The 14,096-nt window shown below is 56.5% G+C and carries 16 protein-coding genes; 8 read left to right on the plus strand and 8 right to left on the minus strand.

The features are described 5' to 3' along the window. Window positions 1-34: 34 nt before the first annotated feature. Complete coding sequence (locus GRI39_RS14710; RefSeq protein WP_281351830.1) at window positions 35-163, plus strand: hypothetical protein; 129 nt, start codon at window positions 35-37, stop codon at window positions 161-163. Window positions 164-221: 58 nt separating this feature from the next. Here GRI39_RS14710 and GRI39_RS07390 read toward each other — a convergent pair whose 3' ends face one another. The 5 genes from GRI39_RS07390 to GRI39_RS07410 all read right to left on the minus strand — a co-directional run bounded on the left by GRI39_RS07390 (window position 222) and on the right by GRI39_RS07410 (window position 3,703). After that, window positions 222-818 (minus strand): DUF938 domain-containing protein, encoded by a 597-nt coding sequence (locus tag GRI39_RS07390; RefSeq protein ID WP_160739039.1) that lies wholly within the window; start codon window positions 816-818, stop codon window positions 222-224. Window position 819: 1 nt separating this feature from the next. Further along, complete coding sequence (locus GRI39_RS07395) at window positions 820-1,512, minus strand: NAD-dependent epimerase/dehydratase family protein (protein ID WP_160739040.1); 693 nt, start codon at window positions 1,510-1,512, stop codon at window positions 820-822. Then, the gene (locus GRI39_RS07400; RefSeq protein ID WP_160739041.1) at window positions 1,505-2,665 is read right to left on the minus strand and encodes a deoxyguanosinetriphosphate triphosphohydrolase; all 1,161 of its coding nucleotides are present in this window, start codon (window positions 2,663-2,665) and stop codon (window positions 1,505-1,507) included. Before GRI39_RS07400 ends, GRI39_RS07395 begins: the two co-directional genes overlap by 8 nt. A gap of 60 nt (window positions 2,666-2,725) precedes the next feature. Next, window positions 2,726-3,421 carry an aspartate/glutamate racemase family protein gene (locus GRI39_RS07405; RefSeq protein WP_160739042.1) on the minus strand — a complete coding sequence of 232 codons (696 nt, stop codon included), beginning with the start codon at window positions 3,419-3,421 and terminating at the stop codon, window positions 2,726-2,728. Between the two features lie 159 nt (window positions 3,422-3,580). Then, the gene (locus GRI39_RS07410; protein ID WP_246204953.1) at window positions 3,581-3,703 is read right to left on the minus strand and encodes an aa3-type cytochrome c oxidase subunit IV; all 123 of its coding nucleotides are present in this window, start codon (window positions 3,701-3,703) and stop codon (window positions 3,581-3,583) included. Window positions 3,704-3,840: 137 nt separating this feature from the next. Here GRI39_RS07410 and GRI39_RS07415 point away from each other — a divergent pair, with 137 nt between their 5' ends. Next, window positions 3,841-5,262: a sigma-54-dependent transcriptional regulator gene (locus GRI39_RS07415; protein ID WP_160739044.1), complete on the plus strand. Its 1,422-nt coding sequence runs from the start codon at window positions 3,841-3,843 to the stop codon at window positions 5,260-5,262. Between the two features lie 28 nt (window positions 5,263-5,290). Here GRI39_RS07415 and folP read toward each other — a convergent pair whose 3' ends face one another. From folP to GRI39_RS07430, 3 genes are all read right to left on the minus strand, one after another. Beyond that, window positions 5,291-6,400 carry a dihydropteroate synthase gene (folP, locus tag GRI39_RS07420; RefSeq protein ID WP_160739264.1) on the minus strand — a complete coding sequence of 370 codons (1,110 nt, stop codon included), beginning with the start codon at window positions 6,398-6,400 and terminating at the stop codon, window positions 5,291-5,293. Beyond that, entirely contained in the window at window positions 6,397-7,515 is a 1,119-nt protein-coding gene (locus GRI39_RS07425) for a site-specific DNA-methyltransferase (RefSeq protein ID WP_160739045.1), read from the minus strand. The genes folP and GRI39_RS07425 overlap by 4 nt, the downstream gene beginning before the upstream one ends. A 195-nt stretch (window positions 7,516-7,710) precedes the next feature. Continuing rightward, the gene (locus GRI39_RS07430; RefSeq protein WP_160739046.1) at window positions 7,711-8,349 is read right to left on the minus strand and encodes a ribonuclease HII; all 639 of its coding nucleotides are present in this window, start codon (window positions 8,347-8,349) and stop codon (window positions 7,711-7,713) included. On the opposite strand from GRI39_RS07430, the gene GRI39_RS07435 reads away from it, so the two are divergent. The 6 genes from GRI39_RS07435 to GRI39_RS07460 all read left to right on the plus strand — a co-directional run bounded on the left by GRI39_RS07435 (window position 8,348) and on the right by GRI39_RS07460 (window position 14,086). Continuing rightward, a complete protein-coding gene (locus GRI39_RS07435; protein WP_160739047.1) occupies window positions 8,348-9,517 on the plus strand; it encodes a PQQ-dependent sugar dehydrogenase in 1,170 nt (389 codons plus the stop codon). The genes GRI39_RS07430 and GRI39_RS07435 overlap by 2 nt on opposite strands. 69 nt (window positions 9,518-9,586) lie before the next feature. Continuing rightward, the gene (locus tag GRI39_RS07440; RefSeq protein WP_160739048.1) at window positions 9,587-10,108 is read left to right on the plus strand and encodes a GNAT family N-acetyltransferase; all 522 of its coding nucleotides are present in this window, start codon (window positions 9,587-9,589) and stop codon (window positions 10,106-10,108) included. Between the two features lie 25 nt (window positions 10,109-10,133). Beyond that, window positions 10,134-10,685 (plus strand): DUF1285 domain-containing protein, encoded by a 552-nt coding sequence (locus GRI39_RS07445; protein ID WP_160739049.1) that lies wholly within the window; start codon window positions 10,134-10,136, stop codon window positions 10,683-10,685. Further along, window positions 10,682-11,275 carry a CoA pyrophosphatase gene (locus GRI39_RS07450; protein ID WP_160739050.1) on the plus strand — a complete coding sequence of 198 codons (594 nt, stop codon included), beginning with the start codon at window positions 10,682-10,684 and terminating at the stop codon, window positions 11,273-11,275. The genes GRI39_RS07445 and GRI39_RS07450 overlap by 4 nt, the downstream gene beginning before the upstream one ends. Before the next feature lies 1 nt (window position 11,276). Then, window positions 11,277-12,446, plus strand: coding sequence for a CCA tRNA nucleotidyltransferase (locus GRI39_RS07455; protein ID WP_160739051.1), 1,170 nt, complete (start codon window positions 11,277-11,279; stop codon window positions 12,444-12,446). Window positions 12,447-12,709: 263 nt separating this feature from the next. Beyond that, window positions 12,710-14,086: a DEAD/DEAH box helicase gene (locus GRI39_RS07460; RefSeq protein WP_160739052.1), complete on the plus strand. Its 1,377-nt coding sequence runs from the start codon at window positions 12,710-12,712 to the stop codon at window positions 14,084-14,086. Window positions 14,087-14,096 lie beyond the last annotated feature (10 nt).

A 14,096-nucleotide genomic window follows, 5' to 3' on the forward strand; every position in this document is an offset into this window, starting at 1 on the left:
TCCTCTGAAGAAAAGCAGAGGAAGGACCTCGACTATGTCGCGTAAATTTATTCTCGCCGTAACAGTTGGCCTGATGGCCCTGTCAACTGCGGCCTGCAACACTGTCCGCGGCGCTGGTGAAGACATCCAGTCCGCCGCCAATACGGTTGATGACGCTACTTAAGCGAGATCACCCGGCATTCACACCAAACCCGCCGGTGAGACATCATCTGGCGGGTTTTTCATGACCTCTTGCGATAGACCAGAATGAGGTTGTTGGCTGGCATGGCAACACGTTTCTTCCGTTCCATTCCATTAGCCTGCGCCAAACGATCCATCGCACCTATAGGGCGGATACCCCATTCAGGATTACGCAGCTTCAATGATGCATCGAAATCGAGGTTTGATTGTGCGGTTGGGACGTCTGGTTCAAGATAAGGGCCATACAGTATCAGCGGGGCACCTTCTGCCAGCAATCGCCCGGCAGCAGCCATCAAGCCCTCGCTCGCGGCCCATGGGCTGATATGGACCATGTTAATGCACACGATCGCATCCACCTTAATTTCCGGCCATACATCGCCTGCCGCATTGAGCGCGATAGGGTTTGCTATGTTTTGCCGACCCTCGTCATTCGCCCAAGCCGCAATAGAGGCGCGGGCCTGCTCGTCAGGGTCGCTCGGCTGCCAGTGAATATCAGGAAAGCGTTGCGCGAAATAAACGACATGCTCCCCCGTGCCGCTCGCTACTTCGAGCACGGTTCCAAAGGCGGGCAATTCCTGCGCCAACACATCTGCAATTGGGCCCCGATTGCGTAAGGCGGCTGGCGCATTCTGCTTCATTTCAACACTCTTTTTGAGCTAACTGACGTGCATGACGGATAATATCGTCATGCTGATGGACAAAGCGCCCAGCCGCTTTTTCCATGGTCAGTTGCAAGGCTGCACGGGCTACCATGTCGCCAGAAATAGACCGATAGCGACGTGCATCGCCGTGCAGAACCATATCTGTCAGCGGGCTAAGAGCTATCCCTAAGCGCTCCATCAACCTGCGTTCTGCCCCGCGCTCACCACGCAACAGACCGGGGCGAATAATATCCAGCCGGGCAAAACCCTTTCCGTGCAGTGCCTGCTCAACCTCGCCTTTTACCCGCAGGTAAAAACTCTTGGCCGCGGCATCGGCGTCAACGGAGGAAATCAGCACAAACTGGCGCGCCTGCGTTTTTCTGGCAGCATCCGCCACGGCCAGAACCAACCCCTGATCCACCGCACGGAAGGCCGCCTCATCCTTGCCCGCCTTTGCCCAAGTGGTTCCTAACGCACAGATCACACTGTCCGGCATGATCCGATCAATCAATTGTGGCCATTGTCCGGTTTGCGCAATACGCATTTCCATCCGAACGCCTTTGGGCAAGGAACTTTCGCGACGGCTGAGGGCAATAAGATCCCATTTCTGTCGGCCCTCGAGCGACCGGATAACATGCATGCCGATCAGGCCCGTTGCACCGACCAGCAACACCCGCGGCCGGTCAGACATTGGAAAGCCCTTCCGGCGTTTCGCCAAATATCTTGCGATATTGCTCCATCGCATAACGGTCTGTCATACCGGCGATAAAATCAAGGATATGCCGGCTCTTCCCCGGTTCGCTATCGGGAATACTATTCGACCAGTCACCCGGCATCAGCGCAGGCTCCGCATGATAGGCAGCATAAAGCCGCCCGATCACCGCTTTCGCACGCTTGGACGTCGCCAATTGTTCCGGGTGATAATAGAGATTTTCATACATGAACGCTTTGAGCCTGCGTTCCTGCAATGCCATTTCAGGTGAGAAGCAAGCAAGCTGCCGCCCTGCCCCGCGAATGTCTGACAGCGTATTGAGACCAGCCAGATTGCGCTGGGTTTCAGCAATCAGATCATTGACCATTAGGCCGATCTGGCCGCGTACCAATTCGCGCAATTGGGTATCGCGCGCCGCATGGGGAAAAAGCCTTTCCACATCGCGCCACTGATCGGCCACGAAGTCCAGAGTCAGAAGCTGATCCAACTCCAGGAACCCGGCTCGCAAGCCGTCATCAATATCGTGATTATCATAGGCGATATCATCCGCCAGCGCCGCGACCTGCCCTTCCAGTGAACTCCATTCATTCAGTTCCAGCGGGAACTCTGCATTAAGCTCCGCCAGCGCCCAGCCGGGATTGGCAACCGGGCCGTTATGCTTGGCGAGGCCTTCCAGCAGTTCCCATGTCAGGTTCAGCCCCACATGATCGCAATAGGGGTTCTCCAGCCGCATCAGCGTTCGCAGACAATGGGCATTATGGTCAAACCCGCCATGTGGGGCAGTCGCTTCATTGAGTGCATCTTCACCAGCATGGCCAAAAGGGGGATGGCCTATATCATGTGCCAGGCAGAGGGCTTCGGTCAGATCTTCCTCAAGTCCCAGGGTGCGGGCAATCACCCGGCCAATTTGTGCGACTTCAAGACTATGGGTCAGGCGTACCCGATAATGATCACCATCAGGGGCAATGAAGACCTGCGTTTTGCCAGCGAGACGGCGAAATGCGATCGAATGGATGATCCGATCACGATCGCGCTGGAATTCACTACGCGGCCCGCGCATGCCCCCGCGTTTTTCGGAAAATTCCCGCCCGCGTGAACGGGACGGGTCGGCGGCGTAGGGCGCTGAACTCATGGATGCTCGCTATAAGCTGCACGCCACCTTGGCAATGATTGTGAAGCGATGCACACCAAACTATGCAGTGCCCAAAATCCATTCGGCAGCCGCTTCAGCATGAATGCGGGTAGTGTCATAAATCGGCAGAACATTGGCATCAACGTCAACAATCTGCTCAAGCTCTGTGCAGGCCAGCACAATGGCTTCAATACCTTCCTGCTCTTTGACAGTAATCATGGTTTTGAGCCGACGCTCGGCATCCCGCGTGACTTTGCCAACCATCAATTCATCATAGATGATCCGATCAAGCTGGCCAAGATTTTCAAGCGTCGGTGGTGCCAGATCGATCCCGTGAGACACCAGTCTTTCACGAAAGAAGCTTTCGGTCATCACATTGCTGGTGCCGATCAGTGCTGCATTCGTCACCTTATCGGCTTTCATACGCTCACCAACACAATCAGCGATGTGGATGATAGGAATAGTCACTTCGGAGCGCACACGGTCATACACGCGGTGCATGGAGTTTGCGCCGATGATCAGCGCCGCTGCTCCGGCCTGTTCCAGCCGGTTGGCGGAATCGATCAGCAATTGGGCAGCATTATCCCATTGCTGGGACGTTTCAGAAGCGTAGAGCAAAGAGAAATCGAGGCTTTCGATCAGGAGCGGGGCACTAAACTTGTGCCCTTTGCGTGACTGAACGATCCGGTTGATATGCGTGTAATATGTACGGGTTGAGACCCAGCTCATCCCTCCGATCAATCCAAGTTTCTGCAATGCGACGCCCCTTATCATATCTCAAATGACACAGCTGTGACGGCAGCCGGGTAGCTTTAAGAGATATCTATCTGGAAAAGCGCGTAGTCGTCCACCCTGCTGAAAGCTATAGTCTTTGCTTGAGAGCCACCTTTTGCACAGATTATCGCGTCAGATGGATCAGGAGATGGCGATGACGACAAAGGCAACCAGAATAGCAATCAAGGGAACTGACCATTTCAATGTTCCGATAAACTGTTCGTAGGTCTTCTCGGCAGCTTTCATATCATTGGCAGACATCATCTTATTCCTTGATAATCCTCTTACCTAGCATGTATCCGGGGAAGCCTATTCGCTCAAGCCTCAAGATTCAGCTTAATCCCCTCTTTACCAGAGCAGTTTAAGTCGCTTTTATGAGGAAAACTGGAATAGCTTAATTTATGGCCGACACCGACCACCGTTTCCTGATGCTGATCGATAATGATCCTGCGCAGAGCCGTCTTATCACCGCTCTGGCGGGACGTGAGGGTTGGCGGGTGATGGTCGTGAAGAATGCGGAAGATGCCCTTTCCTCGCTCGACACCCGTCAAGGGATGCAAATTTCCACCGTGATCCTCGATCAGGGCGCGGCGGGCAGCGATGCTTGCGAACTAATCACAGAATTGAAAAAGAGCCGGCCTGCTCTGCCCATTCTGATGCTCACCACCAGCACTTCACCACTGCTGGCGGTGGAGGCCATGCGCGCCGGAGCGACCGATTATCTGGTCAAACCAGCATCTCCTGACAGATTAGTGCAAGCGCTTCGTAGCGCCGCCACTCCCAATACACGCCGCGATGAACTCACTCCGCTGACTGAAAAAATGCCGGCGATGCTCGAATTCGATGCGATGATCGGCACCGCCCCAACATTCCGCGATGCACTGGCCAAAGCCGCCAAGGCCGCACGTGGCCATGGTTCCATTCTGATCGAAGGGGAAAGCGGTACAGGCAAGGAAATGCTCGCCCGCGCCATTCATGCTGCCAGCCCGCGCACTAAGCTTCCTTTCCGCCTCATCAATATCACCAGTGCCCCCGGCAATTCGCTGGAGTCGATCCTTTTCGGCCATGAGAAAGGCGCTTTTCCCGGTGCTTTTGAACGGCAGATCGGCGCTTTTGAAAAAAATGACGGCGGCACGCTTGTGCTCGACGAAATAGACCGTTTGACGCCGGATATGCAGGAGCGTCTGGCGAAAACACTGTCCAGCAATCAAATTCGGCCCGTTGGGGCGAAGCACTCTTTCCGGGTGGATGTTCGCATTATCGCCGCCAGCAATTTGCCACTGGAAGAACTGGTCAATTCTGGCCATTTCCGCTCAGACCTCTATGAATTGCTTGCTTCTACAAAGGTTGCTTTGCCGCCTTTGCGTGAACGTTCCGGCGATATCCCTGCACTGGCGCGCCATTTCCTCCATCGGATCGGTGAACAGCCCGGGCTTCGTCCTCTCGGTATTACAGACAGCGCTTTGCTTTTGCTCGCAGCCTTCGATTGGCCAGGCAATGTGCGCCAGCTTCAGGCTGTACTGTTCCGCGCGGCAGTGTTTTGTGATGGCGATGCGCTTACTGCACAGGATTTCCCGCAGCTCAGCGAAATGCTGGGTGAGCAGGAAGAAGACCCTCACAAGCCCAGCCAAGAGGGCGTGGGCGTGATGCTCTATACTGATGACGGGCATTTGCGTCCGCTTGAAGAAATCGAAGCGGATGTGATTCGGCTGGCCATCGGCCATTACCGTGGGCGGATGACGGAAGTGGCGCGCCGTCTCGGCATTGGCCGTTCGACGCTATATCGCAAGCTGAGCGATCTTGGGATTGATAATGCGGCTTGAGAATTAAACCGCCTATCAATTCATATTATTACGGCTGATCGGCAAAATCCGTTAACGCAGCATCGCGCAATCCCCGCCACACGTCACGGGTCTGGATGGTTTCTGCCACGTCATGCACCCGCAGCAATTGCACCCCGGCATTCATTCCCACCTGTGCCAGAGCCAGTGATCCGGCAAGCCGCTGATCAGCCTCTGCTTCACGCGACAAGGCGCCAATCATTCGCTTGCGGCTAACGCCCAGCAGAAGCGGATGGCCCAGCGCATGAAACAGTGCGAGCGCGTTCATAAGCGCCAAATTCTCTGCCAGACTTTTCCCAAAGCCAAGACCGGGATCGAGAATAATCTTTTCTGCCGGAATGCCCGCTTCCAAAGCAGCATCTCGACGGGCACGAAGCCATTCGAAAACATCGCTTACCACATCTGCGTAAATTGCATTGGCATGAAGATTCTCGCCCGATCCTGGAGCATGCATCAGGACCACTGGCTTGCCACTGGCGGCGGCATATTCAAGACTGCGGGGGTCGTGGTTCAAAGCCGACACATCGTTGATGATGTGCGCACCGGCCTCCACCGCCGCTTCCATCACCGCCGGACGGCGGGTATCCACGCTGATCGCAGCGCCTATACGGGCACAAAATTCAATTGCCGGGGCGACGCGGCGGATCTCCTCCCCTTCCCAGACAGGATCTGCACCGGGGCGGGTGGATTCACCACCAATGTCGATGATGGCCGCTCCTGCTTCCAGCATGGCTGAAGCATGACCATGGGCTTCATCCGCATTATCGAGGAATTTGCCGCCATCCGAAAAACTATCCGGCGTGACATTCAAAATGCCCATGATCTGCGGTTGGTCCAGCCGCACGATCCGATCCCCACATGTGATGGGAAGATGCGCCATGCGCAGATTGGACCACTGCAATTCCGCCTCAGCCCCCAGCGCATCCGGCAGCCTGCCCAGCGCTTGCGCCATGTCATCGGCGGCCACCAGATCACGCCGAACGACCTCGCCATTTTCCCGTACAGTGACGGCAAAGCGATGCGCATAGGCCATGCCGCCCGCCAGACGGACGGCATTTCCATTTTCACTCTGTGGGCTTGCGGCAAAGCCGATAGGCCGGATGTAGACTCTCTGCATCAGTCCTCAATGGAGAGGAGATAGGTCTGACGCAAGGCATCCAGTGGCTTGGTCGCGCCTTCATGCTCAAGATGCCAGAAGGTCCAGCCATTACAGCTTGGCGCACCTTGCAACACCTTGCCAACACCGTGGATAGAGCCCTTTTCCGTGCCACTTTCCAGCGAACCGTCTGCGCGCACCTTGGCCGAATATTGCCGCTTCTTGTCAAACAGCTCCGTACCCGGCGCAATCATACCCGCTTCGACCAGCGATCCGAAGGCAACGCGCGGCGCGCTTTTACGACTTTGCATTGTTGCGAGCGCGCTTTCATCAAGTGGCAAAGCGCTTTCGATCCGTTCCCATGCAGCATCGCGATAGGAACCGTCACGCTCACAACCGATCCACTGGCGCCCCAGACGCTTGGCCACCGCCCCTGTGGTACCGGTGCCAAAGAAGGGATCGAGCACGATGTCGTTCTTATCCGTGGTGGCAAGAAGCACACGATAGAGCAGCGCTTCTGGCTTCTGGGTCGGATGAACCTTGTGGCCATCACGCTTCAGGCGTTCACCGCCATTGCAAATCGGGATCACCCAGTCAGAGCGCATTTGCAGCTCATCATTAAGGGTCTTCATCGCTGTATAATTGAAGTGATAGCGCGCTTTTTCACCCATTGATGCCCAAAGCAGCGTTTCATGGGCATTGGTGAAACGTGTGCCACGAAAATTGGGCATAGGATTCGATTTACGCCACACGATATCATTGAGCAGCCAGAAGCCGAGATCCTGCAGGATCGCACCGACGCGGTAGATATTGTGGTAAGAGCCGATCACCCACAATGCGCCGTCGGGTTTCAGAACCCGGCGTGCTTCGGTGAGCCAGTCCCGCGTGAACTGATCATAGATAGCAAAGCTATCGAACTTGTCCCAATCATTGGTGACCGCATCGACATGGCTGCCATCCGGACGATTGAGATCACCCCCCAATTGGAGGTTATACGGCGGGTCAGCAAAAACCAGATCGACACTCGCATCAGGCAAGGACCGCATCGCCTCAACACAGTCACCATCAAGGATCTGCCCGACCGGCAGAGTGACCTTTGGTTCTGTCTTGGCTTCACGGATTTTAGTAAGAACGCCCATGCGACTATTATGCCCCTTTGTGATTTATCCACAGGCATGAGTCCATTCGGCGCTCGCGTCAACCCCGGAGATTCCCACGAGTCGCTTGAAAAATTGACTGTTTTGAGGAGAACGAAACGAGTCCCTCACATCATCTAGAGTCTCCAGCCCATGGCATGACTCGATATGTAGGGGGTGTGGCTTGGAAGACTCTTTTCACCCAAACAAGTCGAGTTGAGCCACAGGAGCGAAGCTTCGGCGATGTAGCGGTGTCGGGCCATGGGTGCGCAGGCCCTCCATATGATCCTTTGTGCCGTATCCCTTGTTTCGTTCCCAGCCATAATGCGGATACACTTTTGCAGCTTCGCACATGATACGATCACGATATTCCTTGGCGAGGATTGATGCCGCACCGATGGACGGTTCAATCCCGTCCCCGCCGACAATGGCGCGGGCTTGCCACCGCCATTCCGCGACCCTGCCCTGTGGCGTGCAATTGCCATCAATCAGCACTTCATCGGGTTCTTGCGCCAGCACATCACACAGGCGGCTGACCGCCAGTGTCATTGCCAGCATCGTCGCACCAAAAATGTTGAGCCGGTCAATCTCTTCTGGCTCCACCACGCCAATGCCAAAGGCGCAGCGCCGCCGGATGCGCTCTTCCAGCATAGCTCTTTTGGAGGCCGAGAGCTTCTTGGAATCATCCAACCCGGATGGACGGGGCTTGCACAATAACACCGCTGCAGCGACAACGGGGCCAGCAAGTGGCCCTCGACCGGCTTCGTCGACACCGAAGACCAGACCGCCTTCCAGGAGACCGGCGGCAAATTGTGAATGGGGAGTTCCTGAGAGCATGACCAAATTTCGCCTTTTTGCCGCCCTCCTATCAACTGCCGCTTTTGGCATGGCAAGCTGCAGCGATGCCAATAGCGACAATTCGGCCGTTCAGGCAGCCGCCAAAAGTGACAGCGCCATACCGTTCAAAATTGAACAGACGGCCACTTTTGATGAACCATGGGCCATCGCTGTCGAGCCGGGAACAGGCCTCCTGTTCATCACCGAGCGCGGCGGCACAATCAAATTCTATGACCCCAAAAGCGGCCAGATCGGCTCCGTAACAAGCGGCATTCCCAAAGTCGATTATGGTGGCCAAGGTGGATTGGGCGATATCGTCTTTGCACCCGATTATGCACAAAGCGGCATGGTTTACCTCAGTTGGGCGGAGGCAGGGGCTGGCGATACGCGCGGTGCTGCCGTCGGGCGCGGCAAACTGTCCTGCGATGGCACCACTAGCTGCTCGATCGATGGCTTGCAGGTGATCTGGCGGCAAACACCCAAAGTATCGGGCCGTGGTCATTATTCCCACCGGATCGCCTTTTCACCCGATGGCCAGTATCTCTTTATTTCCTCTGGCGAGCGCCAAAAGAAAGACCCGGCACAAGATCTCTCCAATACGCTAGGCACGATTGTTCGCTTGCTGCCTAATGGCACGCCAGCCCCCGGCAATCCCTTTGCCGATCGCGGCGGTGTATCGGATCAGATCTGGTCCTACGGCCACCGCAACGTGCTGGGCCTGAAATTCGATAGCGAAGGCCGTTTGTGGGATCTGGAGCATGGGCCTGCCGGTGGGGATGAGTTGAATCTGGTCGAAAAAGGCAAGAATTACGGCTGGCCACTGGTGTCTGGCGGCGATGATTATAATGGCGACCCCATCCCCGACCCGTCTACGCGCCCTGACTTGCAAAAAGCAGCCATCAGTTGGACGCCTGTCATCGCGCCGGGTGATTTCATCTTTTACAGTGGCAAGCTCTGGCCTGAATGGAAAGGGCAGGTGCTGATCGCCAATCTCAAGACCACATCGATCAGCCGCGTCTCAGTCGCAAACCCTGAAAAAGCGGAGGAAATAGCCCGCTATAGTTTCGACAACCGGCTTCGGGACATTGCTGAAGCCGGTGATGGAACATTGTGGGTGATCGAAGATGGCAAATCTGCAAAGCTGCTCCATCTGACGCCGCAGCAATAAGGGCTTTCAGGGTGTGAGTTTCAATTTCATTGCCTTGCGCATGAGTGCAGCGTATCGGCGCGCGCCATAATGGCAAACATAACACCCAACCTGATTCCGCTCGAAAACATCGATCCTGTGTTGGTCGAGGAACTGCTTGACCGCGCCTTTGGCGAGGATCGGCATGAGCGAACCGCCTATAAGGTGCGTGAAGGGGTGGAGTGGTTGCCGGGCCTCAGTTTCGCCGCGCTAGATGATAAGGATTTTCTTGTAGGCACGATTCAAGTCTGGCCGGTTGCGCTGACTGCTCCCGGTGGGCGCAGACATCCGATGTTGATGGTCGGCCCCGTAGCTGTAGTGCCCGACCGGCAGGGCGAAGGTTTTGGCCAGGCGCTGATGCTCGGCATGATGGGATCGATGCGCGCCGAAGCGCCTTTGCCGCTCGTCCTGATTGGCGATTATGATTATTATGGCCGCCTGTTCGGCTTTTCCGCGCAGCATACCGGTGGGTGGACGTTGCCCGGCCCCTGGGACCCCGCCCGCCTGCTGGTTCAGCACACCAACCCCCTCGTGCTACCACGTGAAGGTGTTCTAGGCCCTTGGCTCGGGTGAAGCGATCTGGCATCGCCCTGTTGCAATGCCTTATGACCTTCCTCAAGACCTTTCAAAGCTCTCACTGCTCGACATTGCCGAGGCAGTGAAGGCGCGGCGCTTGCCCCCGATCAATCAGTGGCACCCTGCTGAAACCATCGACAGCAAAATGCGGATTGCAGCGGATGGCACATGGCTGCATGAAGGCAGCCCGATCCGCCGCCCCGCCATGGTCCGCGCCTTTGCAAGCCTGCTGATGCGCGATGCGACTGACGGGGAATATTACCTCGTCACCCCTCAATGCCGCCAGCATATCGAAGTTGAAGATGCTGCGTTCATGGCGGTGGAAATGGAGCGTAAAGGCGATGCTCTTGCCTTCCGCCTCAACACAGATGATCTCGTGATCGCCGGGCCAGACCACCCTTTGCGAGCAAAAGGCGATCCTGAATGCCCCGCCATTTACCTTTCAGTTCGGCATGGCTGCGAAGCGCGCCTCAACCGGTCCACATGGGTGGAGCTTGCCGAACTGGCGATAGAGCAGAGCGATGATCTGACTGTCACCAGCCAGGCTGCGCATTTTTCGCTGAAACCACAATGACTGATCTACTGAACCGATTGCAGCGTCTGTTCGATGAAGGGCACGGGGTTGAATTGCCTGACCTTCGTTCAGACCGTCAGTTTGCACCTGAACGCCTGCGCTCGGCTGCTGTACTGATTGGCGTCACTAATCGGCCCACACCCGGCGTGCTGCTGATCCATCGCCCTGAAAATATGCGCGCCCACCCGGGGCAAGTCGCTTTCCCGGGTGGCAAATTGGACCCGGGTGAAGATTCCATCGAAGCCGCTTTGCGTGAAGCACAGGAAGAACTGGCGATTAACCCGCTTGATGTATCCGTCATTGGTGCCAGCGATCGTTTTATCACCGGCTCAGGCTATGACGTGACGCCCGTGCTGGGGATGATCCCGCCAGATTTGCCGCTTGCTCCCAATCCGCGCGAAGTATCCGAATGGTTTGAAGCCCCGCTGAGCTTCCTTCTCGATCCTGCCAACCATGTGCAGAAACAAGGCCTGTTTCAGGGCTATCAGCGCCACTATCTCGAAATCAATTGGCAAGGTCATCGCATTTGGGGAGTGACGGCTGCAATCATCGCCAATCTCTCGCGCCGCCTTGCATGGGAAAATCTGTAACATGCCCAAATTGCCCCCCGCCCTCTGGACACAACGGGCTGATCTGGCCGATCTGGTCACCTGCCTCGGCGCTGAAAACCTGCGCTATGTTGGCGGTGCCGTGCGCGATACGCTGCTGGGTGTGGATGTGGCCGATGTCGATTGCGCCACCACGCTTATGCCTGATGATGTGATGGCCAAGCTCAAGGAATGCGGGATCAGATCTGTCCCCACTGGCATAGAACATGGCACCATCACCGCCGTGTTGCCGCAAGGCGTAGTGGAGATAACCACACTGCGCCGTGATGTGGCCACCGATGGCCGCCGCGCCACCATCGCTTTTGCCAGCGAATGGAAGGATGATGCCGCAAGGCGTGATTTCACCATTAACGCGCTTTATGCCCATCCCGAAACGCTCGAAATCTCGGACTATTTCGGCGGGCTGGATGATCTCGATCAGCGCCGCGTGCGCTTTATTGGTGATGCTCGCCAGCGTATCCGTGAAGATCATTTGCGCATCTTGCGCTATTATCGCTTTCAGGCCCGCTTTGGCAGCATATTGGATGACGAAGCCGAGGAAGCCTGCGCTGAACTGGCACAAACGCTGAAGGGCCTCAGCCGCGAACGGGTAGCGATGGAACTGCTCAACCTGTTGCGCCTGCCTGATCCTTCCGCCACGCTCCAGCGAATGTTTGAACGCGGCGTGCTGCCAGTCATTCTGTCTGAAACCACCGAGCAGGAACTGGCTAGCCTTGATGCCCTGATGGTGCAGGAACGGGCCAATGATATTCAGCCAGCCGCCCTGCGTCGACTAGGCGCCTTGCTGCCACCTGATCGCAAGGCTGCTGAGGCATTCGGCACCCGGCTGCGCTTATCGCGTGAACAGCGCAAAAGGCTTGGCTCTATTGCTGATCGTGGCCCCGAAGATGCGCTTTCCCCGCGCGCACTCGCCTATCGTCATGGCAAGGACTGCGCGATAGATCGCCTGCTGCTGATCGGTTCTGACATTTCAGCCTTGCGCGATTGGGATATCCCGGAATTCCCGATGAAAGGCGGCGAAATCGTCCAGCGCGGTGTTGCAGCTGGCCCTGAAGTGGCGCGAATTCTACAAACAGTGCAAAACAGATGGGTCACCGAAAACTTCCCCGATCGTGCCCGTGTGGAAGCGATACTGGATGAAGAATTGGGCTGATCTGGAAGCCCCTGCCTGCTCGCAAAAACGGTGTTGCAATTTAATCGATTGCCTTTTTACATGCCTAGGCCTATCTGGCCCTTGCTTCCGGCGCGTATATTGCGCGCAATCAACTGTGAGCGTGAGCCCTGGTCTTGTGACATGGGTCCCGCAGATGACTTACGGAAAGCCTCGTTTCAAGCTTCCCTCTTCACGCATGGGTCGCCTGGTCGATCCTAGTCGCCCGGGTTATTACCCGTTTGGCGCTTATGAAGAGCATTTGCATGTCCTATTTTGAAGAACTCGGCCTTGCCGAACCTATTTTGCGCGCCTTGAACAGTAAGGGTTATACAGAGCCTACGCCGATTCAGCGCAAGTCTATCCCGTCCCTCCTTGAAGGCCGCGACCTTTTGGGTATCGCGCAGACGGGCACCGGCAAAACCGCCGCTTTCTCTCTGCCTTCACTCCACCGCCTGGCGGCATCGGGCAATCGCCGCAATCCAGCCGGCTGCCGTATGCTGGTGCTGTCACCGACCCGTGAACTTGCAGCACAGATTGCTGAGAATATGCGTGAATATGCGCGTTATCTCGATCTGTCCGTTCATTGTGTTTTTGGTGGTGTTCCGGTTGGCAAGCAGGCCAAGAAGCTGGTTCCTGGCTGCGATATCCTCGTTGCGACACCCGGCCGCCTGCTCGACCTGATCGATCAGCGCGCCCTGACTTTGCGCCATGTCGAAATCTTCGTACTCGATGAAGCTGACCAGATGATGGATCTTGGCTTCATCAAGCCGCTCACCAGAATCGCCGGAATGCTGCCACAGCAACGCCAGAGCCTGTTTTTCTCCGCCACCATGCCAAAGGCTATTGCTGATCTTGGCAAGCGCTTCATCAACAATCCGGTCCGGGTTGAAATCGCACCGCAATCCACCACTGCCGAACGGGTTGAGCAATATGCGACCTTCATTAACCAGCCGGAAAAGACAGCGCTTCTGACCATCTCCTTGAAAAAGGGCCTGGAAAGCGGCGAAATCGAACGCTGCCTTGTGTTCAGCCGTACCAAGCATGGCGCTGACCGGATCGTTCGCCATCTGGCAGCAGCCGGCATCAACGCGGCTGCCATCCACGGGAATAAGAGCCAGGCTCAGCGCACCCGCGCGCTCGATGGCTTCCGTGATGGCAAAGTGCCTGTTTTGGTAGCGACCGATATTGCCGCGCGCGGCATTGACGTTCCCGGTGTGAGCGCAGTGTTCAATTTCGAGCTGCCCAATGTGGCTGAACAATATGTCCACCGGATTGGCCGCACCGCGCGTGCCGGCCGCGATGGCATCGCGATCAGCTATGTCGCGCCGGACGAGAAAGCCTATCTGCGCGATATTCAGCGTTTGACAGGCGTTCAATTGACCCCGGCTCCTCTGCCAGCCAATTTCACGGAACTGGCTGCAGCTCTGCCAAAGCCATCACGTGCACCAGCCGGTGCAGAGCGAGGTGATGAACCCCGCAAGCCGCGCGGCCCACGTCAGCCACGTCGTCCAAAAGCAGTGGTTGCTGCCAAGCCACGCGGTGACAGCAAACGGCGCAATGATGGCGGGGCACCGCGCCGGGATGACGGACAGAAGCGCCGTAACCCCCGCAATAACCGCAGTGCTGCCACTGTAAACTAAGCCTCTCCAC

This window comes from Altericroceibacterium indicum, from assembly GCF_009828105.1.
In the GTDB taxonomy this organism is placed as follows: domain Bacteria; phylum Pseudomonadota; class Alphaproteobacteria; order Sphingomonadales; family Sphingomonadaceae; genus Altericroceibacterium; species Altericroceibacterium indicum.